The 24,237-nt window shown below is 44.1% G+C and carries 16 protein-coding genes; 12 read left to right on the top strand and 4 right to left on the bottom strand.

The genetic code is table 11. The features are described 5' to 3' along the window. Window positions 1-18 precede the first annotated feature (18 nt). The 3 genes from B9A91_RS07440 to B9A91_RS07430 form a co-directional block, all read right to left on the bottom strand. A complete protein-coding gene (locus B9A91_RS07440) occupies window positions 19-3,150 on the bottom strand; it encodes a SusC/RagA family TonB-linked outer membrane protein (protein ID WP_084237726.1) in 3,132 nt (1,043 codons plus the stop codon). A 106-nt stretch (window positions 3,151-3,256) separates the two neighbouring features. Next, window positions 3,257-4,618, bottom strand: a complete 1,362-nt coding sequence (locus B9A91_RS07435) for an IPT/TIG domain-containing protein (RefSeq protein WP_144008880.1) — start codon at window positions 4,616-4,618, stop codon at window positions 3,257-3,259. Window positions 4,619-4,972: 354 nt separating this feature from the next. Beyond that, on the bottom strand, window positions 4,973-5,737 hold the full coding sequence (locus tag B9A91_RS07430; RefSeq protein ID WP_084237725.1) for a DeoR/GlpR family DNA-binding transcription regulator: 765 nt from the start codon (window positions 5,735-5,737) through the stop codon (window positions 4,973-4,975). 199 nt (window positions 5,738-5,936) lie between these two features. On the opposite strand from B9A91_RS07430, the gene B9A91_RS07425 reads away from it, so the two are divergent. The 10 genes from B9A91_RS07425 (at window position 5,937) to B9A91_RS07380 (ending at window position 20,433) form a co-directional block, all read left to right on the top strand. Beyond that, entirely contained in the window at window positions 5,937-7,547 is a 1,611-nt protein-coding gene (locus tag B9A91_RS07425) for a glycerol-3-phosphate dehydrogenase/oxidase (protein WP_084237724.1), read from the top strand. A 412-nt stretch (window positions 7,548-7,959) separates the two neighbouring features. Then, window positions 7,960-11,112: a SusC/RagA family TonB-linked outer membrane protein gene (locus B9A91_RS07420; RefSeq protein ID WP_235012486.1), complete on the top strand. Its 3,153-nt coding sequence runs from the start codon at window positions 7,960-7,962 to the stop codon at window positions 11,110-11,112. An 11-nt stretch (window positions 11,113-11,123) separates the two neighbouring features. Next, on the top strand, window positions 11,124-12,695 hold the full coding sequence (locus tag B9A91_RS07415) for a SusD/RagB family nutrient-binding outer membrane lipoprotein (protein ID WP_084237722.1): 1,572 nt from the start codon (window positions 11,124-11,126) through the stop codon (window positions 12,693-12,695). Window positions 12,696-12,706: 11 nt separating this feature from the next. After that, window positions 12,707-14,305, top strand: coding sequence for a DUF5689 domain-containing protein (locus B9A91_RS07410; protein ID WP_235012485.1), 1,599 nt, complete (start codon window positions 12,707-12,709; stop codon window positions 14,303-14,305). A 158-nt stretch (window positions 14,306-14,463) separates the two neighbouring features. Beyond that, window positions 14,464-14,949 (top strand): hypothetical protein, encoded by a 486-nt coding sequence (locus B9A91_RS07405; RefSeq protein WP_084237721.1) that lies wholly within the window; start codon window positions 14,464-14,466, stop codon window positions 14,947-14,949. Between the two features lie 80 nt (window positions 14,950-15,029). Further along, the gene (locus B9A91_RS07400) at window positions 15,030-16,442 is read left to right on the top strand and encodes a calcineurin-like phosphoesterase C-terminal domain-containing protein (protein WP_084237720.1); all 1,413 of its coding nucleotides are present in this window, start codon (window positions 15,030-15,032) and stop codon (window positions 16,440-16,442) included. Between the two features lie 28 nt (window positions 16,443-16,470). Beyond that, window positions 16,471-17,436 carry a DUF6528 family protein gene (locus tag B9A91_RS07395; protein ID WP_084237719.1) on the top strand — a complete coding sequence of 322 codons (966 nt, stop codon included), beginning with the start codon at window positions 16,471-16,473 and terminating at the stop codon, window positions 17,434-17,436. Further along, window positions 17,436-18,338 (top strand): glycerophosphodiester phosphodiesterase family protein, encoded by a 903-nt coding sequence (locus B9A91_RS07390; protein WP_084237718.1) that lies wholly within the window; start codon window positions 17,436-17,438, stop codon window positions 18,336-18,338. Before B9A91_RS07395 ends, B9A91_RS07390 begins: the two co-directional genes overlap by 1 nt. A gap of 43 nt (window positions 18,339-18,381) precedes the next feature. Further along, entirely contained in the window at window positions 18,382-19,731 is a 1,350-nt protein-coding gene (gene glpT, locus B9A91_RS07385) for a glycerol-3-phosphate transporter (protein WP_084237717.1), read from the top strand. A 12-nt stretch (window positions 19,732-19,743) separates the two neighbouring features. Next, a complete protein-coding gene (locus tag B9A91_RS07380) occupies window positions 19,744-20,433 on the top strand; it encodes a GDSL-type esterase/lipase family protein (RefSeq protein ID WP_084239621.1) in 690 nt (229 codons plus the stop codon). Here the strand turns inward: B9A91_RS07380 and B9A91_RS07375 are convergent. Continuing rightward, window positions 20,426-21,544 (bottom strand): fatty acid desaturase family protein, encoded by a 1,119-nt coding sequence (locus tag B9A91_RS07375; protein ID WP_084237716.1) that lies wholly within the window; start codon window positions 21,542-21,544, stop codon window positions 20,426-20,428. The two genes, B9A91_RS07380 and B9A91_RS07375, sit on opposite strands and share 8 nt — an antisense overlap. Before the next feature lie 164 nt (window positions 21,545-21,708). Here B9A91_RS07375 and B9A91_RS07370 point away from each other — a divergent pair, with 164 nt between their 5' ends. Continuing rightward, window positions 21,709-23,556 carry a glycoside hydrolase family 13 protein gene (locus B9A91_RS07370; protein ID WP_084237715.1) on the top strand — a complete coding sequence of 616 codons (1,848 nt, stop codon included), beginning with the start codon at window positions 21,709-21,711 and terminating at the stop codon, window positions 23,554-23,556. A gap of 6 nt (window positions 23,557-23,562) precedes the next feature. Then, a complete protein-coding gene (gene pgmB / locus B9A91_RS07365; RefSeq protein WP_084239620.1) occupies window positions 23,563-24,228 on the top strand; it encodes a beta-phosphoglucomutase in 666 nt (221 codons plus the stop codon). Window positions 24,229-24,237 lie beyond the last annotated feature (9 nt).

Genomic DNA, 24,237 nt, shown 5'->3' with positions numbered 1-24,237 from the left:
ATTAATTTCTTGTTTGTATTAAAAATTGACGTACACTTGAAAGGAATAGGTTGTTGGTATCGGGTATTTACGCCCGTTCCAGGCGGCCTGTTCCGGGTCATAAAGTTTAACATTATCCCATATGTATAAATTATTGCCCACAAGTTGCAGGTCCATAGACTTAATTCCAAGGCGTTTCAGGATCGATGGATTAATGTTATAATTCAACGTAATTTCCTCCAGACGTACATAGCGCGCATCTCCCTGCCAGAAGGATGATAACTGGCTGTTGTTGGTGTTATTCCCGTATTGCAGGCGTGGGTATCGGGCATTTGGGTTTTCGGCCAAAGCAGGGTCTATACCGTTTGCCATGGCATAATCCCTCGGAATCCAGCGGTTTTTAGGATCGGCTGCTATACTAAGTACGTTGCCGAGATTGCCTTCAAAGAAGGGCATATAGCCCATTCCATTAGCTTTTGTTACATCGTTTACCGTTGTTGGCTGTCCTACATAGAAAAAGGAGGTTTTTCCTGTCCCTTTGAACAATACGCCTAGTGTCAGCTTTTTATAGCGGAATTCTCCGCCCATACCAAACATTGTTAAAGGATAATTGCTATGCGTTAGGGGCACCATATCCAGTTTGTCGATTATACCATCCCCGTTTACATCCTTATATTTGATATCACCCGGTAACACATCTCCAAACGTTTGCTTAGGGCTATATTTGATGTCGTCTTCGTCTTTAAAAAGTCCCAGGGATTGATAGCCTCTTATAGAATTATAGGGGAAGCCGTTGTACTCCAGGTAAGGATATTCAAGATAGGCTTGTTCCCAGTTCTGTACCAGATTTTTTGAGTAGGTAAAATTACCCCTTAAAGTAAGACCTATGTCTTTGGAAAGATTGGCGGTATAGCTGATGTTCCCATCAACTCCGGAACTTTTCATACGGCCCACATTTGCGAAGGGATTGGAAATGACACCTACGTAATCGGGAACCTGTACCCGCTGCTGGAAAATTCCATTACGCTGATCTTTGAAAAAGTCTACCACAAAATCTACCTTACTGTTAAAGAGCTTACCTTCAATACCTAAATTAGATTTAATTGCTTTTTCCCAGGCCAGGTTATCAGCGCCAATCCTGGTCTCATTAATTATTTCGATATCCGGCACCCCCCATACCGTGCCATTGCCCTGGTTGGCCTTGGTCAGGTAAGGGAAACGAATGCTTGAAATCCGGTCATTACCTACTGTGCCATAGGAAGCCCTGATTTTAAAATAATTAAGCCATGGTGCGGCTTCTTTTACAAATTTGTAGCCAGTAGGTACCCATCCCAGGGCTATTGACGGGAAAAAACCATATTGCCTGCCGGGCTGGAAGTTCTCAGAACCGGTATAGCCAAAATTGACATCTAATAGGTAAGTGTCCCGGAAACCATAGGTCAACCTGCTCGATACACCCTGATAACGTAAGGGGATGGCGTCCAGGTTACTGGTCGCGTCTTCGGTATCTTTGGCATCACTAATGTAGTAATAGACCAGTGCGGAGGTCCTGTGGTCACTGTTGAATACCTTATCATAATTGATAACAGATTCAAAGTGGTATTTGCGGTATTGACGGGTAGATTTGGTGTAACTCGCTTTTTGTTCTTGTACGGTTTGCAAGGTAATGAGCGAGCCATCGTAGGCCCGTCCTAAGGCATTATAAAGTGCCGGTTGTACGCGTCTGCGCTCCTCGAAGTAACTGTGTATATCGTAAGCCCCCTGAACCCGGAATTTAAGCCCGTCTAATATACCGGAAAGATCTTGATTGAGAGCCAATGTGGTTTTACCTTTGTACACTTCATCTGAGGCCTTACCTGTGCGGTTGATCATGACATACGGTGATGAGCGGTCTTCCCCACCAAGCCCGGGAAGCATGCCATTGGAATATCGTGTAGGAATAGTGAGCGGGGTAAGTCTTGATTGTGCTCCCCAGATGTAATCTGTATTTGCCAAACCTGGCTGGTCTAGTTTAGATAGAAACCCGTCGGAACCCAAGAAAATTTTAGTGGTTTTAGTTAGGTTAACATCCAGATTGATACGATAATTATAGGTGTTAAAACCAACATTAGAACTGTATTGGCTATTCTTGTCTACTTTGTAAGCAGCACTTTCACTCTTACCTCCCAAACTAAGGAAATAGCGTGCAACTTCTGATCCCCCACGACCACTCATGTAATAGCTCTGGCGCCAGGAATTCTTGTTAAGAATTTCGTCCTGCCAGTTTACATTTGGATACATGTCAGGATCCAGTCCATCGCGGATAATTCCCAGCTCTGTTTGGTTGTACAAGGGACTCTGTCCACGAACTATACTTGCTTCATTAGCCAATAGCGCATAATCATAAGCGCGTAAATATTCCGGTAAGCGGTTGAGACGGGATAAGGTAGTATTGGCGCGTGCAGTGAGCTGCATGCGGTCCACCTGACCTCGTTTGGTCGTAACCAATACGACCCCATTAGCGCCCCTAACCCCGTATACTGCGGTAGCTGATGCATCCTTGAGTATAGAAAAACTTTCTACATCTGCCGGATCAATGGTATTCAGGTCGCCCTCTAAGCCATCGATGAGCACCAAGGCACTACTATTGGCCCCAAATGTGCCAATACCACGTACCCAGAACTCGGAAATATTCTTCCCTGGTTCGCCACTCCCTAATCTAGAGATTACACCAGCTGCCCTTCCACCAAGAAGGTTTGCGATAGATGGTGCAGGGGATTGAAGCTCTTTTACATCTACAGTGGTGATGGCACCCACCGAGCTTATCTTCCGTTGCACATTACCCAGGCCCACTACCATTACTTCTTCCAGGGCCTCATTATTGTCTTTAAGAACTATGGTTAAGTTCTTTTTTGTTTCGATAGCAAGATGTTCTGCGTTTTTGAACCCAACATAGCTAAAAGCTACTTTGTCGCCATACGAGACCTGAATGCTGAATTTTCCTTCCTGATTGGTAGAGGTGCCAGCTGAAGGTTTATCCTTAATATAAACAGATACAGCTGGGATAGCTTCCCCCTTTTCATCGGTAACAGTACCGGCAATGGTAAGTAACTTCTTGATTTCCTGTGCGCGTAAATTCTTTAGAAACAGACACAGCGACAGCAAACACAAAATTTTAAAAGTCTTTGTCATCTTATATGTTTATTATACTTTATATATTTAATGAGATAATTTAAAGCGTATCATTCCAGTGGTTTTATGTAAACCAGACATTATTTGATCATATGCTTAATGGTTATTATTCAATAACTAATTTACGTATCCGGGCATTGCTCCAGTCTGCAATGTAGATGTCGCCCTGCTCGTTGACGGCCACTCCCCAGGGTTGATTAAACAGAGATTCAACAGGTCCGCCGTCTTTATAGCCAGATTTGCCCGGCTGGCCTGCTACAGTTGTTACAATATTATCAGCTGATACCATGCGGATACAGTGGTTGCCATAGTCTGCAACAAACATGTTCCCATTGTTGTCGAACTTAATCTCTTTAGGATCGTTGAATAGCGCATCTGCCAATGGACCATCGCGAAAGGCACTCCCACCAGGAGCATTGAGTCGCTTAAAACCTCCTGATCCGTTAGGGTCACGAAGATCCAGTACCGAAATACCTTGTCTGAAATTGGTCGGTGTGGCATTTGTGGTGAGGGTTATGTACAGGAGCCATGGTTTTTTTGGATTGATCGCCTGACCATATTGCGATCCATAAGGCCCTTGATGAACAATTTTCGCTTCGAACGTCCGGGGGTCTATTTTTGCAACCTTTCCATCTCTATATCTCGTGTAAAGATAGCCGTCATAAGGACAATATGTTACAAAGTTTTTGTACAAATCTGCAGTGACGATTGAGTTATAATCTGCCGTGGAGTATTTGAGGTTCCGTTGCCGAGGATACCAGGCTTCCCGTGGGTCAAAGGTGAAAATCACTTCCTTGGTAGACTCATGAGCAGCGGTCAACATTCCGGTGGCGCGGTCCACGGTCAGGCCATTGGCATATAAGATACGACCGGTTGCGACAGATTCAATCAGCGGGGTCACTATATTTTGCTTCTCATTTATTCGGGCTACACCAAAGGTAGCTGGGTTTCCTCCATCCCGCCAGGACATGAATATATTGCCTTCGGCATCTAGTTCCAGGTATTTACCATAAACTTCAGCTTCAGAAAGTGTTCCTGGCTTAAAGTTTTTTTGCCCGTTGCCAGTAACGGTGCTAACCTGAGCCTGAATGTGGTAGGTGAAGTTCTCTTTGTAAACGACCGAATCTTTACCAATAACTACAGAGATATGGGGGTTATCGCCCGGAAGTCTGGGTACGATGGCATAAATCCGATTTCCGCTTGAAGAGACAACTGAAGCTTTCGCATTGTTAAAATAGACCTTGATTTTACTTGGGTCATCTCCAAAGTTTTCCCCGTCTAAAAGTATCTTATCCCGGGCTCCTCCCTCATTGGGATAAAAGGAGGTAAGAACTATCGGCTTTGAAGAATCGTGTTTTTTACTTGGGTCTTCTTTTTCGCGTTTGCAAGATAGAAAACAAAACGAACTGAAGCACAGCCATAGAAAGGTGATAAAACACCTTTTCAAATACTTTCGGTGATTTTTCATTTAAAAAAAAGGTTTAAATTTGGTTAGTTTTAGTTTGTATTGGTTTGTGTAAATCGAATATATCGAATAAAAAGCAATAAAACGAAGTAAAATAAAAGAAAATAAAATTTTATACGCCATGATTTGTAATTAGATGAAAAAAATAATAATACAAAGTAAAAGCTTTGTGGTTATCTTAATGTTAAGATTAAATCAACATACTTATTGAAAACCACGATTCTTGGCGTGTGGTGGTAATGTTGGAATCAATAGAGCGATGTGGGTGTAATATGGTTATGCCGGTAAGCTACCGGTGTTTCGTATTGTTATAAGAAAGGGGGGGGGCTGCAGGTTGGATGAAATTGCCTTGAGCCACTAAATAATGGAGACCTTAATGCCTAGTCCCAGCAGGCTTTTGTGCATCTGATCAGATATGCCGCTGTCGGTAATGATATGGTCTACTTCTTCAATCCCGCAGATCCTGCCGAAGCCTCTCTTCCCGAATTTGGTAGAGTCGGCCAATACAATGACTTTTTGGGATGAATCTATCATCTGGCGGTTCAGGTGGGCTTCATAGGCATTGGTAGTGGTTAAGCCGAATTCGAGGTCTATACCATCTACACCCAGGTATAACTTGCTGCAGAAAACATTGCCGAGTACATTGTCGGAATAAGGGCCTGCAACAGAAGATGAGCTTTTTCTCAAAAGTCCGCCCAGTTGGATGATCTCGATATCGTTGTGGTGCAGCAGTTCAAGTGCTACATTTAAGGCTGAGGTGATGACTGTAAGGTTGCCCTTGGGTTTGATGCAGCGTGCCATAGCAAGCACGGTTGTGCCGGAGGCAATAATGATGGAATCATTGGCTTCGATCAGTTCCGCCGCCAGTGTCCCAATCCTCATTTTTTCTGAAGTTTGCAGGTGTTCCTTTTCATTTACAGGTCTGTCGACTGTGTATGGGTTATTCAGCGTTGCCCCGCCGTGTGTTCTGAACAGAAGGTTTTTGTCTTCAAGTAGTTTCAGGTCCTTCCGGATTGTAACAGAGGAAACTTTTAGTTTTTTGCAGAGCGACTTTACGTCGATGTTGCCGTCTGTCTGGATTTTATTTAAAATATATTGATGTCTTTCAGCTATGTTGATCATGTAGTCTTGTATATGGCTGTTGTAATATAAACATAATTTTCAGTTTCAAAGTTAAGTCTTCAATAAACTTAAAAGTAAAAATAAAACTGATAATTTGTTTTTTTACAATAAATATCTTTTTTTAGTTTCGTTTGTTTATATTTGATATTTAAAACGAAAGTTTGCGAAATATCTATACTTTAAATTGAAAATAAACGAAATGGTGTTTAGCCGAGATTCATTCATAGAACTGGTAGAAAAGCAGAAAGATTGGGATGTCATTGTTATTGGTGGCGGTGCAACCGGACTGGGTACAGCTGTGGACGCTGCAAGCAGGGGTTACCGTACTTTGCTGCTGGAGCAGTCTGATTTTGCGAAAGGCACATCCAGCCGGAGTACCAAGCTGGTGCATGGCGGGGTAAGGTATTTGGCCCAAGGTGACGTGGCCCTGGTGTATGAAGCGTTGCATGAACGTGGTTTGCTGCTTAAAAATGCACCGCACCTGGTTAAAGATCAGGAGTTTATTATACCGGTGTATTCCTGGTTGTCGAAATATAAATACCTGATCGGTTTAAAGCTGTACGATTTGCTGGCGGGCAGAAGCGGCTTTAAAAAGTCTTCATTTCTTTCGGCTGATAAGGTGCTGGCTGCAATCCCTGGTTTAAAAGCGGATGGGCTAAAAGGAGGGGTGAGTTATAGTGACGGGCAATTTGATGATGCCCGGCTTGCCTTGAACCTGGCGCAGACTACCGCAGAATATGGCGGGGTTTTGCTGAACTATGCCAGGGTAACCGGATTGACGAAGCAAAATGAAGAAGTTGCCGGTCTCAGTTTTACAGACACAGAAAACGGAAAAAGTTATACGCTAAACGCAAAAATTGTGATTAACGCAACGGGTGTATTTGTGGATGAGATCCTGAAAATGGATGTGCCATCTGGCAAGGCGATTGTAAGGCCTAGTCAGGGTGCACACGTAGTGCTCGATGCCTCTTTTTTGAAAGGGGATAGCGCCTTGATGATCCCTAAGACACCAGATGGGCGGGTGTTGTTTGCGGTGCCATGGCATGGGAAAGTACTCGTGGGAACTACGGATACGCCTTTAAATGAACACAGCCTGGAACCAAAGCCACTGGATGAAGAGATTGAATTTATTTTAACAACAGCTGGTAAATACCTGACAAAAGAACCTGCAAGGGTAGATGTGCTTGCTGCTTTTGCCGGTTTAAGGCCGCTGGCGGCCCCGGGCAAAGATACTGACAGTACCAAGGAGATTTCCAGGAGCCATAAACTGATCATAAGTAAGTCGGGCATGATTACCATTACGGGAGGAAAATGGACTACTTACCGTAGGATGGCAATGGATGTAGTAGACAAGGCAATCGCGCTTGGGAAGCTGGATGCGAGAAGATGCATAACCCAGGATGTTAAGATACATGGTTATGTTGCAAAAATGCGGACTGATGATCTGGGTTTGTATGGCGCAGATGCAGAAGGAATCAGGCAACTGATGAAGGAACGGCCGGAACTGAACGTTCGTCTGGATCCTGATTTTAAATACTTAAAAGCAGAGGTGGTGTGGATGGTCAAAAACGAAATGGTGCGTACGATTGAAGATGTGCTTTCGCGCAGGATGCGCCTGCTTTTCCTGGATGCAAAGGGGGCTTTGGTGCTTGCGCCGGCTGTTGCCCGGATAATGGCAGAGGAGATGGGAAAGACTGAAGATTGGGTAGAAGCGCAGGTGGAAGCTTTTACTGTCCTTGCAGCACAGTATTTATTGTATACACCTGCGCAGGAAAATGACGGTATTCATAAAGTAAAGGCAACGGCCTAACTTAACGAATCCTTAACATACAGTTAAAACTACAACCTTGATATTTGCAGCGAAATCAAGGGGAATCGAAATGAAACGAAATGCTGCAAAACAAAAGGAACTAACCAAATACTTAGAATCTGATGAGGAAAATTTCTGACATCCCGCATAATTGGGTTTTTAGGCTTGTTCAGCTTGTTTGTACTGTGTTTTCTTTACAGTGCATTTCCTTTTTATTTGTTTGGTTTTTCGATAAAATTAGTCTGAATAACAGTAATTATATTAAACGCTCCTACATAATGAATTGTAAACAAACGGGGAAACCAAATTAATAATAATTATGAACAAAAACTTTACTCACTACGGGCGGTTCAAAACACCATTTAAATATCTTGCTTTCGCAATGATATTGGTTTTTGTACAAATGCCCCAAATGCTTAAGGCAGGAACCGGTTTGCTGGAAAGCAACCTGTTTCAGCAGGAAACAGTTACTGTAAAAGGAACTGTTAAAGATGCTGGCGATGGCAGCGGTTTACCAGGTGTTACCATTTCAGATAACCAAAAGAAAGTTCTGGGTGTAACAGATGGAAATGGTGTTTTTACTGTAAAAGTAGTAAAGGGCACTGAAATTGCATTTAACATGATCGGCTATATCCAGGTAAAACGGATGGTCAATGTTGCAACCAGTACAATGGTTGTGAACATGAACAGTTCCAGCAGTGATCTTAATGAGGTAGTGGTTACCGCGTTAGGTATCAAAAGGGAAGAAAAATCACTGGGTTACGCTGTTACCAAGGTTGACAGTACTGAACTGACCAATGCAATTTCCAGTAACTGGACCGATGCTTTATCGGGTAAGGTGGCAGGTTTGAACCTGGTTCGCAATAGTGGCCCTGCTGCTTCAAACAAAATTATCCTGCGTGGGGAAAATAACCTTACAGGTGACAACGAAGCACTGATCGTTATCGATGGAGTTGTGGCCAGCAGTAGCTCAAGGCGCAGCGCAGCAACGGGCGGTGGTGTATATGGAACATCTGGAGACATTATGCCCGTGGATTTTGGCAGTGGTTTGAACGATTTAAACCCTGATGACATTGAAAGTGTTACGGTGTTAAAAGGACCGGCAGCTTCTGCGCTATATGGACAACGGGGTGCCAATGGTGCAATTATTATCACCACAAAATCGGCCGCCAAAAACAGGAAGACGATGGGCATCAATTTTACCTCAAACAGTGCCTGGGAAGATATCAACCGCGGCCCTGCAAGGCAGAATGAATTCGGGGCGGGTACAGATGGCACTACTACTTATCAGTTTGGAACAGGAAGCACCAGTTCCAGTTATGGGCCGGCCTTCTCAGAAAATTATATGTTTTACCAGTATGATCCCCTTACCAAACAAAAAGGGGTTGACAAAACACCATGGGTAGGGTACGGAGACCCGGTAGATCAGTTTTTTATTACAGGTTTCGAATCTACCAACTCTGTAAGCTTAGATGGTACCTTTAAAAAGGTAGGCTTGCGTTTGTCTGCCAGCCACGGCGAAAATGAATGGATTGTTCCCAATACAGGGCTGGAAAGAACTACAGTAGCGTTGAATGCCAATACCAATTTAACCAAGAAACTAAGTATCAATTTAAAAGCACAATACAGTAACAGGCATAGCGATAATTTACCAGCCACGGGCTATGGTAACCAATCGCTGATGTATTGGTTTATGTTTGCGCAGCCAAATATCAATACCGATTGGTATAGGGACTACTGGGCTCCGGGGCTTGAAAACCGCCAGTTTGTTAACCTAACCACATCTTTCCCTGAAGGACCTTATGCAATTTCTGAACAATATCTGAACCCGCAAAGACGTAACGGCTGGCTGGGTAACCTACAGGCCAACTACAAGTTTACAAAGGAATTTAGTTTGATGGTGCGCGCATCTGCTGATTATAATCAGGATACCAGGGAAACTATACGCCCCTGGGATACTTCTTCGGGAGGAAGGTTTGCACAAGGTTCATACCGTGTAGCCGGTATTAAATCCTATGAGATCAGCGCTGATTTTATGCTGAAATATGACAAGAAGATCAATAAGGATTTTCATATGACTGTGAGCGCTGGTGGTAGTCAGATGCGTAATGAATACCGCAGGTTGGAAAAACGTGCTGATGGACTTTTAATTCCTGGTGTTTATAGTTTAGACAACAGCATCAGTCCTTTGGTATATGTTCCGGATACCTCACGCTACAGGATTAATAGTTTTTATGGAATAGGTTCGTTGTCGTATAAAAATTACCTCTTTCTGGATTTAACTGCCCGTCAGGACTGGAACAGTACATTGGCAACTGCAACCAGAACTGATAATGTCGGCTTTTTCTATCCATCGGCAAGTCTTGCTTTTGTAGCTTCAGATTACTGGAAACTGCCAAAGGCATTCAGCTTTGCCAAGGTGAGGGCGTCTGTCGCTCAGGTGGGTAGTGGCAGTACTACACCTTATCGTACCGCTTATAACTATCTTATTGCTGCAAATAACGTATATCCGGATAGTGCGATGACCAATCCAAATATTTTGCCAAATCCAAATCTGAAACCATTGATTACAACTACCATAGAGTTGGGCCTGGATATCAAGTTATTTAAAAGCCGTTTGAATTTTGACCTGGCAGTATATACAGGTAATACAAAGAACCAGATACTTAGCCGTATCATCGACCGTTCTACCGGTTACAATGTTGGTATTTTTAACGTGGGACGGGTGGACAATAAGGGGATTGAGCTTGCTGTGAACGGAAGCCCGATAAAAACCAAATCTTTTGCCTGGACTTTGAACGGTACTTTCACCGCCAACCGTAATAAAATACGGGAACTCGCCGACAGTTCTGTAGTGCTGCGTACCGGAGGCTTTGGTAATGCAGGGCAGATTGTAGCCACCGTAGGTGGAAGCATGGGTGATTTATACGGAACAGGTTTTCAGCGTTCTCCAGACGGACAGATTATTTTCGATCAGACCACAGGCTTTGCCAAGCCTAATGCCAATATTGAATATTTAGGTAATACTTTGCCTAAATTCAGGTTCAGTTTTGGTACTGGTGTTACTTACAGGAATTTGAGTATGAACGTTTTATTTGACGCTCAGCTGGGTGCTGTAGGCCATTCCTTTACTTTTTCGAGGATGGCTTCAATGGGTAAGTCGACAGTAACATTGCCAGGTAGGTATAACGGTATTGTTGGCACTGGTGTAATTGATAATGGTGATGGAACCTATCGCCCTAACGATGTGATTGCTACAGACCTTGAAGGTTACTATAATGCCTTGTATTATAATGTAGCGCAAGGTGGTATTTTCCGTACGGATTACCTGAAATTCAGAGAAGCTAACTTAACTTATGCGTTCAGCAAGCGACTGGTACAGAGCTTGGGCATGAGCAAACTCACTTTAGGTGTTTATGGACGTAACCTGTTTATATGGTCGCCTTGGCCGGCATTCGATCCTGAGTTTGGAACTTTAGCCGGATCTGATATCCAGCAAGGCTTTGAAACCGGGCAGCTGCCTTCTACCCGGACTTATGGTGTACGTTTAGTTATGGGCATTTAATTATCAAGAAAATGAAAAGGAATAAAAATACGATTGTATATATACTTTTGGCGGGACTGGGCTTGTCGGCTTTGTCCTGTACAAAAGATTTTAATGAAGTAAATACAGACCCGCTGGGTAAAGAAGCCGTGGAAGCGCACCAGCTGATGGCGCCTACGATGGTGAACCTGATGTCGACCAATATGTTGCGTAACCGTAACTTCAACAACGAGTTAATGCAGGTAACCGTAGACCTTGGTGATGCGGAAGGTAAGATTTTCAGGTATGATATCAGGGCGAACGTAGCTGATAATACCTGGAACAACTGGTATGTCAATCTCACCAATATCGTTGATATGCAGAAGATTGCCAGTAAGCCTGAAAAATTAAACAAATCCTATCAGGGTATTTCATTGATCATTCAATCCTGGATATATTCATTATTGACAGATACCTACGGTGATGTGCCTTTTTCTGAAGCCAATAACGGCCGGGAAGGCAATTATCAACCTAAATTTGACAGGCAAAAGGATATTTACCTGGGGATGTTCGAAAAATTGGAACAGGCCAACAATTTGCTGAAAGAAGGTACCGCTATTGTTGCTACAAGTGATGCTATATATAACGGGGATGTATCCAAGTGGAGAAGGCTGGGCAATTCTTTGTACCTGAGGTTGTTGCTTCGTGTTTCAGCCAAGACAGAGGTGTCATCAACTGTTATTGCAAAAATAAAGGAAATAATTGATACCAATCCGGGCAATTACCCTATAATGGAAAACAACCAGCATACAGCCAAATTGTTGTGGACAGGCTCAAATGTCAGTACGGCTTTATACACCTCTCCTTTCATGGCCAGTATACGTGCTAATGATTTTTATGTGCCGGCTATAGGTGAATTTTTTATTGACAACCTGGTTGCATGGAGTGATCCGCGTATCATTCCCTCATATGGTCAGAACAATATCAATAGATTCGGGATTAGGCCTGGAACGAGTGGCTTTGTTGGTGTTCCAAGCGGCTATAACCCAGGAAGTGAGCCGGCTAAAGAATCCCGCTTTTACTCTTCCAGTGACAATGTGGCCATCAATTTGCAGACGGACAGGTATACGGGTATCATTATGAACTGTGCGGAGGTCGATTTCATTATCGCCGAAGCAGCAGCTAAGGGCTGGGTTAGTAAGGATGCAGGAACGTATTATCTAAAGGGAATTGCAGACGCGATCAATTACTGGTTGCCTAACGTTATGCCCGGCGGTGCTACAGACCCTGCAGTGCTTAACTATGTAGATATTGCGAAAATTGAATGGGACAATGCCCTGCCTCTGGAAAGCGCAAACGCCAACACGTTGAGCAAAATGTTGCTGATCCATCAGCAAAAATATTATGCATTGTTTCTTGTTGATTTTCAACAATGGTTCGAATACCGTCGAACTTCCTATCCCTTCCTGCCAAAGGGGCCTGGCATGCTTAACGACAAAGTGATGCCGGCACGTTTGAATTATCCGACAATTACACAGTCAACTAATCCGACCAGTTATAAAGAAGCGGTGGCCGCTCAGGGGCCAGATATTATTAAGACACAGGTTTGGTGGCAAAAGCCTTAATTTTTTTGAAAATGAATAGCATAGTTATGGAAAAGATATTTAAAAAATCGTTCATTCTGGCAGCACTTTTTTCAGTGTTTATGGGATGTAAACGGGACAGCGACTATATTGCTGGTACACCCAGTCAGTTCATTTCGAATTTTGACTTGCGTAAACTTTACAGAGGCGAAGATGTGACACTCAATGCTGAAAATATGAGAGGAGCGAGCGTAGTAGCTGGGCAGGTTGTTTCAGATCATTCCGGTAATAACCTGCCTGAAGGTCTGCTCCTGCTTCAAAACAAGAGGATTGTGGGTAATGCTATAGACTCTATCCGTGGTATAGCCATTGATATTGGTGCTGCTGCTAGGAATTATGTACCTGGAGATTCAGTGCATGTAAAAATTGACGGTGGAGTCTTGAAAAGGGTAAATGGTATCCTGGAAATTGTTGGCAAGAGCGGCACTGATGTAACTAAAGTTGCATCGAACAGGCCTATGATGATCAGACGGGGATTTGCCAATCTGATCCTGAGCCAGCCGGAGCTGTATGAATCAACATTTGTAAACGTATGGAAAGGTACCTATAATCCAAGCCTGGTACCAACAGAGAAAATAGCGGGCGATAAAGTCTTAAATGACGGTACGGCAGATATTATCCTTCATACAGAAGCCAATGCCACTTTTGCAAATCTTGTTCCGCCTTATATGGCCAACTACAGGGGAACGGTACTGACTGCTCTTGAAAATGGAAAGCTGGTCGGTAAGCACCGTTTGCGTACGGCTGCTGATATTTATACATTAAGTGCAACACCTGATGTGCCTGAATTTATCATTACCGGGTTTATCAACGATCCGGAAGGGAGTGATACAAACGCAGAGTACATTCAATGCAGGGCAACCACAAATATCAATTTCGCAACCACAAAATTTACCATTGTGACCACAAACAATGCAGGTGCCTCAGTTCCGATAGGTGTTCCTGTTGAGGGCTGGGCAACCGGACAGGTAAGAACGTATAAATTGGAACTCACTTCAGGAACTGTGTCCAGGGGAGAGATTTTTTACGTGGGGGCTTCCAATAAACTGATCAATGGTCCTTCTTCAACATCGATTGCCTCTGCGAAATGGATAAGGTCTGCAGCTTATAATGTTGCCAGTCCGTTCTTCAATTCAACAAATACAACCAGGGGCAATTCAACAACCAACCTGTTGGCCAATAGTGGCAATGCTTATGGTATGGCAGCCTTCCGTGGCATATCTATTGATAAAAACTCGGTTCCTATGGATGTAGTTTTTGTACACAATGGTGGAACTTTATATGATGCGGCAAATGGAGGAACAGGCTACAGAATCGGAAATACAGATGTTTATGATGTGATTGATCACAATAGTAACAGGCCTACACCATTTTATTTGTCAGGATCAAATACTTCAAGATTTGCCTATCAGCCCAATGCAGGGGCTCCTGATGGTTCAGGCCAGGGATATTTTTACGCCTTAGGTGGTACCTTCAATCTAACCCTGGGCAAGTGGACAAAAGCAAGGAGCAATGTTCACATTAAATTGACAAAGACTTCTTTAATTGAGGAAATCCAGACAACCAATGCCACTGAGATGGTTGGATTGTAATAGATAAATAGGGGGCATCATCAGCGTATACTTTCAATGTTTATGCTGATGATTCCTTAACTATAAGGACAGGGAGCGTAGTAGTGGTTCAGCATATAGTGATTGTCTAAGAGACTATTAATGATAATTAACCTTACAAATTTTAATTAAAAACAACTATGAAAAGATCATTCCTTAAGAAAGCCGCTTTCAGCCTGTGCTTTTTGTTAACCTTCGTAACCCTTTTTTCTTCACCTGAATCTTTTGCCGGTGTGCCAGTAGGCAAACCAACTGGCAAGATCATCAAGAACGACAGGTGGTTAAACTACCCCCTTGCAATTAACGGACAAAGGCAAATGCCACTTTGCGGAGATGTGGTAACCGAAACTTCTATCATTCCTCAGTCCGATTTACATGATCAGGATTATGTTTGCAGGTGTCAGTTGTACCGCTTTACTGTGCCGCTTTCATGTGCCTCCATATCATGGGGAGTATACAATGCGGTTATCGCGCATTCTTATTCTGCCTACGATAAACTGATCCGCTTTACCGATGACATTCTTATTGATGGTTATGCCAATGTGTGGGTTACCGTAATTGATCCGGTAACAAGCGATTCATATTCGTATGAATTTGCCTTTTATGGAGGCGAATGCTGCGAGTAAAATAATCTTTAATAAATCATTAATAGTATTAAGGAAGGAACCTGTCCTTCCTTAATTTTCAATTTTAAATACACACAACAGTGAACAGAAGATCCTTTTTACAAAGCGTTGGCTTTATCACAGGAAGCGCTTTTATCAGTCTCCAAACCAATGCCTTTGATCAGCTTGGCCGCAGCAAAATTCTAAAAGGCCGCGTAACAAGTGGTAACAAAGGTATTGCCAAGGTAGCCATTTCCGATGGCTATACTGTTGTTTTAACCGATGCCAAAGGAAACTACAGCATCGATATCAACGATAAAGCAAGCAATATATTCATGAGTACGCCTGCTGGTTATGAGTTTAAAACAGATTACCATATCGCCAGGCAATATGAAACCCTGGGCAGCAGAAATGAGTACGACTTTAAGCTACAACCGCTCAAAAGAGACGATAGCAAACACAATTTTATTATCTGGGCCGATCCGCAGGTAAAGAATAAGAAGGATGTAAAACAAATGATGGACACGGCAGTGCCCGATGTGCAGCAGCTGGTAAAATCAATGGGGCCCGATGCGCTAATTCACGGAATAGGGGTGGGCGACCTGGTATGGGACAACCATGCACTTTTTCCTGATTACAATAAGGCGGTAGCCGAAATGGGCATTCCTTTTTTCCAGGCCCTGGGCAATCACGATATGGACTACAGGATGGGTGGCGATGAAACTTCTGATAAAACTTTTAAAGAAGTATTTGGCCCAACTTACTATTCCTTTAACCGCGGCAAAGCGCATTATATTGTACTCGATGACGTCCGCTACCTTGGTGTAGAGCGTTCCTATGATGGTTACATCAGCGAAAACCAGTTAAACTGGATGGCGCAGGATTTGAAACATGTGGGGAAAGACCAATTGATCATTGTTTGCTTGCATATTCCTGTACACAATGCTGTTAAAAATAATGCCGATTTCTATGCCCTGCTGGATGGTTATAAAAATGTGCACATCATGTCTGGTCATACCCATTACAACCTCAATAACATTACAAACGGCATATACGAACACAATCATGGTACAGTTTGCGGTGCCTGGTGGACGGGGCCGATCTGTAATGACGGAACCCCAAGGGGTTATGGCGTTTACGAAGTAAAGGGCAATGAACTGAAATGGTATTATAAGTCTACCGGGTTCGATAAATCCAGGCAATTGAGTGTGTTTACCGAGGAACTGACCAATCAAAAGCGGTTGATCGCCAATGTATGGAACTGGGACCCGGAATGGAAAGTAGAATATTTCCTCGATGGCAAGCCAATGGGTGCTCTTGAGCAGCAAAAAGGATATGATCCCCTGTCTGTTCAATTGTACAAAGGGGATACCCTACCGGCAGGCAGGACTTTTGCCGAACCGAAGCTGATGGACCACCTGTTTATGGCACATTACAGCCCCACAGTAAAAGAAGTTAAAGTTGTAGCAACAGATCGCTTTGGCGAACAATATATGGTAATAGCCAAATCCTGATGACCAAACCCAACGCAACCTAAACCAAATGAAGAAAATTGTTTACCTGCTATGTATATTGGCCTTCTGGGCGGGTTCCTGTTCCTCAAAAAAAGCAGAACCAGGGCCGCAGAACCCGGATCCTGTAGCTTATAAAGCTACTTATCTCCTGGCGATTGATCAATCGCAAAACCGGATTGCGCGGATCGACCTCAAAACTCAAACCGTGGTATGGGAGTGGAAAGCCGCAACCGGCGTACCTGCAAATCATGCAGCCTGGTTCAGCAACATTAGTGAAGGCAAGCCTGTTTACAATGGCAAGTATATACTCATCACTGCTTCGGGAGGCGGTGTTGCCCTGGTACGGGTTTCCGATAGGGCTACTGTATTCTATTGTTATGTAGGGGGCAATACGCATTCGGCAGAAGTACTGCCCGACGGCAATATTGTTGCTGCCTCCAGTACAGGAGATGTCCTGACACTGATCAATGTAAACCTGGGCATATTCCCTGACAATGTGTATAAAAAAACACTGGTGATGGAGGATGCACACAACGTAGTGTGGGATAAACAACGTCAGGTGCTCTGGTCGGCCAGCAAAAACAAGTTAATTGCTTATACCTACAATTTCAACTGCAAGGCACCGGACTTAAGCGTAAAGGAAAGCATCACGTTGCCGGCAAGTGGCTGTCATGACCTCTTTCCTGTATATGGAAAAGACGAGCTCTGGCTGTCTACCAGTACCAAGGCCTGGGTAATTGACATGAAAACCAAAGCTGTAATCGAAGCCTCGGCATTACCGCGTATCAAAAGTGTCAGCTCCGGGCCTAACGGTTACCCTGTCATCACCCTTCAAGGTATCGATACGGATAAGCAGTGGTATAACGACAAGGTGCAGGACCTGAACGGTAAAACCATTTTTCAGATGGACGGCCTTAAAATGTATAAAGCACGCTGGGAGCTAGCAAACGAATTTAGCTATCCGGCCAAAGACGAAATTAAAACCTGTAATTGATGAAAAAGATAATTTATATGGCTGGCATAACACTGGTTGGTCTGTTTGGATGTAAAACTATGCAAAACAAACAATCGGCCAACAAGGCAGAATTCCCGGCTTTCAGCACCGAAGGGCACCGCGGAGGCAGGGGCCTGATGCCGGAAAATACCATTATTGCCATGAAACATGCGATCGACTTGGGTATTACCACCCTGGAAATGGATACCCACATTAGCAAAGATGGTAAGGTAGTGGTTACCCACGACGATTACCTGAGCCCGGCATTTATGCTTACACCGGAAGGGAAGGAAATCCCTAAAAGCGACGCTAAAAAATACCCGGTTTACCAAATGGATTACAGCCAGCTGAAGGCGTTTGACCTGGGTACCAAAGTCCATGCCGGTTTCCCTCAGCAAAAGAAAATCAAGACTTACATTCCCCTGCTTTCAGAACTGATAGATGAAGTGCAGCTTTATTCGAAAGGGAAGAAACAGATGTTCTACAACATAGAAACAAAATGCAGTGCAAAAGGAGATGGTATAGTAAACCCTGCGCCAGAGCAATTTGTAAAACTACTGATGGATGTGATTGAAGCAAAAGGGATCAGTCCGTATGTAGTGATCCAGTCATTCGACAAAAGGACATTGCAGATCCTGCATAAAAAATATCCGCAGATCAGGACCTCATTTTTGGTCGATAACAAAAAGAGCCTTCAGGAAAACCTGGATGACCTGGGCTTTAACCCCTTTATTTTAAGCCCGGCCTATAAAATGGTCGATTCCGATCTGGTTAAGCAATGCCATGAAAAGCAGATCAAGGTTATTCCCTGGACAGTGAACACCAAAGTGGAAATTGCCGCTATCAAAGCATTAAAGGTAGACGGTATCATTTCCGATTACCCGGACCTGCTGCTGGATTAACCAGGAACCAAATTACGTCAACAAACCAAACCAAATACAATTCATGGGCTTCAACATTTTCCCGCCACCGGCTGCACACCGGCCATTATTACCTCAGGCGCAAGTCAACTCCAGCTACTGGAAACTTCGTCTGCAGGTGTTTGCAGGTATATTTATAGGATATACAGCCTATTACTTTGTACGCAAGAACTTTTCATTTGCCATACCTGACCTCATTAAAAACGAAGGTTATACCAAAGGGCAGCTGGGCTTTGCCTTCTCGGCGCTTTCCATCGCCTACGGCTTCAGTAAATTCCTAATGGGCAACCTGTCAGACAGGAGCAATGCAAGGATGTTCCTATCTGCCGGACTGATCTTGTCTTCGCTGACCATGCTATGTATGGGTCTTTTCCCCTTTGCCACTTCGTCCATTACCATTATGTTTATCTTGCTGTTCGTCAATGGCTGGTTTCAGGGCATGGGCTGGCCCCCATGTGGCAGGGTAGTGGTGCACTGGTACTCTGTAAGGGAACGCGGAACCGCCATGTCGATCTGGAACCTGGCACATAATGTGGGTGGTTTTCTGGTTGGTCCGCTCACTATATGGGCTATTGAGCTGTTTATGGACTGGCAGAGTAAACTGTACTTTCCAGGGATGATTGCCATCGGGTTTTCTATCATCGCTTATCTTCTGGTAAGGGATACCCCTCAATCCTGTGGTTTACCGCCTATAGAGGAATACAATAACGACTACCCGAAAAGCTACGATGCCAGCCAGGAAAAGGAATTCACAGCCAAAGAGATCTTCTTCAAATATGTATTCAACAACAGGATGCTCTGGTATATTGCCATTGCCAATGCATTTGTATACCTGGTAAGAAATGGAATAGTGAACTGGGCACCAACCTTTTTAGGCGAAGCAAAAGGCTACAGCGCAACCCAGGCCGCCTGGGCATCCTCAGTTTATGAGCTGGCTGCAATTCCTGGGACCATATTGTGCGGCGTACTGAGCGACAGGGTTTTTAAAGGCAGAAGGGCACCGGTGACCATTATTTATATGGCCTTAACCCTTGTGTTTGTGCTCATTTACTGGAAAAATCCTTCAGGCAATCAGCTGTTGCAGAATGTGTCCCTCTGGGGCATAGGTTTTTTAATTTACGGGCCGGTAATGCTCATAGGTGTACAGGCTTTGGACCTGGTGCCTAAAAAAGCTGCGGGTACGGCAGCAGGGCTGACGGGATTATTTGGTTATTTTATAGGCGATCTGATGGCCAATGCGGCATTGGGCAGCCTGGTAGACCATTATGGCTGGGATGCCTGCTTTATTGCTATCGCAATTGCATGTATATTCGCCATATTCTTTACCGCATTTACCTGGAACAGAGAAAAACGTAATTTATCAGCCACTGTATAATTTGAAATGTTTATGAAAAGATTTTTTTGCGGGCTGCTAACCTGCTTTTGTTTGCTGCTTTTATTGAACCTGAATGGCCTTGCCCAGGAAATTAAATATGATACCACCTTCAGGCCGGGTAAATACAAAGAACAGGTGGCTAAATTTGCTGCCGATCCGATCACTAAAAAAGACATTGTATTTTTGGGGAACAGCATTACCGCTGGTACCGACTGGGCAAAATTACTGGGGATGCCAAACGCAAAGAACCGGGGCATTTCGGGCGACATTACCTATGGAGTGCTGGAACGCCTGGACCAGGTCATTGCCGGTAAGCCTTCAAAAGTGTTTATATTGATTGGTATCAATGATATTTCCAGAAACATACCGGATAGCCTGATCCTCAGGAATTATAAAAGTATGATCAGCCGCATCAGGGCCGGGTCTAAAAAAACCAATATCTATTTCTACACCCTGTTGCCCGTGAATGCTGCTTTCCAGAAGTTTAAAAACCATTACGGTAAAGATGAGCATATCTTATGGCTCAATTCAGCAATCAAAGAGCTGGCCGCTAAGAAAGTAACGGTAATAGATCTTTATACCCATTTCCTCGATAATGAAAACCACCTGAAAGCGGAACTTACACATGATGGATTACACCTTAAACCTGAAGGTTATCTGGTTTGGGCGGAAGTCCTCAAAAAAGAAGGTTACCTTAAATAGCCCTGGCCCGGTTGACGTGCGGGGTTTTCCTATAAGTCTCCTGGCCCAGCCTTTTCAGCGTTCTATAATGGGAAGCCAAGGCCGTACCGAATGACGAACTTTCTATATAATCCAGGTTAAATTCGGCTGCGGTCTGCTTTATTATTGCTCCAATGGCAGGGTAGTGGATATGGCATATTTTAGGGAAAAGATGATGCTCAACCTGCCGGTTCAATCCTCCGCAAAGAAAACCTGTGACCTTGCAATCCCCGGCAAAGTTGGCGGTAGTCTGCAGCTGATGCACTGCCCATGCTTCTTCAATATTGCCTTCCTCGTTCGGAAAAGGGAAGCTCGTGCCTTCAACTACATGGGCAAGCTGGAAAACCAGGCCAAGTACCAGCCCCTGCGAAAACTGCATCACCAGGAAGCCGATCAGAAATTGCCACCAGGTAATGTTCATTACCATTAAGGGAAGTCCGATGACCAGGAAATAATAAATGGCTTTATAGAAAAACAACCGGAAGTATTCAATTCTCGGATGATCGGACAGGTGTTCCCCTACCTTTTTCTGAAAGAATTTCTTGTAGTCTTTTCTGAATACCCAGGACAGCATGGCAAAGCTATACAATATAAAGGCATAATAATGCTGGTAAGATTGCAGTTTGTTTACTGTTTCCGACTCAGAGAACCTGATCAGTCCGGGTGCAACATCTATATCTTCATCATGCCCTGTTATATTGGTATAAGTATGGTGGACAATGTTGTGGCAGATATTCCAGACATACGGACTGGCGCCAATTAAGTTGAATACAAAACCAAATGCCCTGTTTACCGTCTGATTTGCGGAGTAGGATTTATGAATGGCATCATGACAGACATTGAAACCAACAAAGGCCCCGAACATGCCCAGCAATGCACATAATAAAATGGTAACTACAGTATGGAAGCCGCCAAACAGAACCATTAAATAAATAGAAAGCAAACCCGACAGGAAAAAAATTGTTTTGAACCACATGGCCGGGTTGGCATGGATAGAAATATTATTGTCGGTGAAATAAGCATCAACCCTCTTCCGCACGGTCACATAAAATGTCGATTTATCGGCATTTGTGAACTTAACCTTTTTTGTCATAAATTATTTATCCAGCAGAATTGATGGCCCCGCCATTGCTTGTGTTTTGCTAATGTACCACATTTTCCTTTATATTTACCCTGTATTGATCGCTTTTACCACTTTATTAGCTAAAAGTAGGTGCAGTATGTCAATGTCCAGGGGGAGCGTGTAACCAGTTCATCATGAGGAAGCTATTTATTGTATTGTTTTTTATGCTGTTAAGCAAATGGGCACAGTCGCAGCAGCTGGAGCGTATTGAGCCTATGTTCTGGTGGGTGGGCATGAGCAACCCCAAACTACAATTGCTGGTGCATGGCGCCGGTATTGCTAAATTGAGTGTACAGCTGAACCATCCCGGGGTTAAACTCGCAAAAGTACATCAGGTGGAAAACCCCAATTACCTGTTCCTGGATCTGGAAATTGCCAGGGAAGCAAAAGCGGGAAAATTTCCCATTGTTTTTACAAAGGCGGGAAAAAAAAAATTGCAATATACGTATGAACTGAAAAACAGGGTGAAGGAACCCTCGCGTATTCAGGGAGTGAGTGGTAAAGACCTGATCTATCTGTTGATGCCCGATCGCTTTGCAAACGGAGACCCGGGGAATGACATTGTAAAAGGGATGCGGGAAAATAAATTGAACCGGGATTCAATGTACTATCGCCATGGCGGTGACCTGCAAGGACTCATTGGTAAGCTGGACTACCTGGATGATCTGGGGGTAACTGCCATCTGGATGACACCGGAAATTGAAAATGATATGACCGAAGCTTCTTACCATGGCTATGCAGCAACAGATCATTATAAAATAGACCCCCGATATGGCAGCCTGGCCTTGTATAAAAAATATGTCGATAAGGCTCATGAAAAGGGCTTTAAGATTGTAAAAGATGTTGTGCACAACCACATGGGTACCGGGCATTGGCTTTATAGGGATATGCCTATGAAAAGCTGGGTTAACCAGTGGCCGGCCTATACGCAAACCAGCTATCGTGATGAGCCCGTGATGGACCCTCACGCTGCCGAAGCGGATAAAAAGAAGATGCTCAACGGCTGGTTTGTACCTGTTATGCCCGATTTTAATCAGCAGAACCCTTTTGTGCAGAACTACCTGACACAAAACAACATCTGGTGGATTGAATATGCGGGGATAGATGGCTTGCGCCTGGATACCTACCCGTATAACGATCCGGATTATATGAAAGACTGGATGCAAAAAATAAAGACGGAGTTTCCTACACTTTCTGTTTTTGGCGAGACACTGGTAAATTCTGTGGCAGCGCAGGCTTATTTTACCCAGGGCAATACCGTAAACCGGGGCTTTGATACGGAATTGCCCGGCATTACAGACGCTGTGCTGAAAAATGCGTTGTATGAAGCTTTAAATGGAAATACGGGCTGGACTGACGGAGTATTCCGGCTCTATGCCACGCTTGCTCAGGACTTCCTCTACCAGGATGCCAGTCGGAACGTGATTTTTTTGGATAACCATGACATGAGCCGTCTTTATTCGATGGTGAATGAGGACATCGATAAGTTTAAATCAGGAATTGCTTTGCTGCTCACTATGCGTGGCATCCCACAACTCTATTATGGCACAGAGATCCTGATGAAAAACCATTACCATCCGCCCGGACTGGTGCGTATGGATTTTCCCGGCGGATGGCCGGGCGATAAAGCAGATAAATTTACCGCCTCAGGTCGGACAGCACTGGAAAACGAAGCTTTTAATTTTGTAAGGATGCTGGCGAGGTACCGTAAAAGCAGCCCAGCCTTGCAAAGGGGTAAAATGATGCAGTTTGTACCTGAGAATGGAATATATACCTATTTCAGGTATTTACCGGAAGGAGGTAAACAGGTAATGGTCATTGTAAACGCAGAGGGCAAAGCAAAGGAACTGCCGACTGCGAGGTTTGCCGAAAGGATGGCCAGTGTTTCGGCCGCAACCAATGTCATCACCGCCCAAAAGCTGGAGAACCTGAAAATCATTACCGTACCCGCAAAAACAACACTTGTACTTGAATTGAATTAGATGGATATGACACAACAAACAGCCTGTATATTTGATCTGGATGGAGTATTGGTAGATACTGCCGTTTATCACTATAAAGCCTGGAAGCAGCTGGCCAACTCGCTGGGTTTTGATTTTACCCATGCCCAGAATGAGCAGTTAAAAGGAGTAAGCCGCATGCGCTCCCTGGATATGATACTGGAGTGGGGAGGGATAAGAAAATCTGATGCCGAACGTGAGGAACTGGCCAGTCTGAAAAACTCCTGGTACGTAGCCATGATCAGTAAAATGACTGCAGGGGAAGTACTGCCGGGATCACTGGAACTGCTGCGCCAGCTGAAACAGCAGGGAATTAAAATTGCTTTGGGATCGGCCAGTAAAAACTCGGCGCTCATTCTGGAACGTACGGGCCTGGCTCATTTTTTTGATGCCATTGTGGATGGCAATGCAGTAACCACTTCTAAACCGGACCCGGAGGTGTTTATTAAAGCTGCTGAATTGCTGGATACCGCTGCGGCCGGTTGTGTGGTCTTTGAAGATGCCTTTGCTGGTGTGCAGGCCGCAAATGCAGCGGGTATGGGGGTAGTAGGTATCGGTGATGCTGAAAACCTGAAAGGTGCACAAATTGTCATTAAAGATCTCTCAGAAATTACCGTTGCCGAAATCGAAGCATTGAACAGGTTTTTAAAATAAAATGTCTAT

Origin of the sequence: Pedobacter africanus (assembly GCF_900176535.1) — a bacterium.
GTDB classification, from domain to species: Bacteria; Bacteroidota; Bacteroidia; order Sphingobacteriales; family Sphingobacteriaceae; genus Pedobacter; species Pedobacter africanus.
Note: the sequence above shows the minus strand (reverse complement) of the source record. Positions and strands in the feature narration are given on the sequence as shown.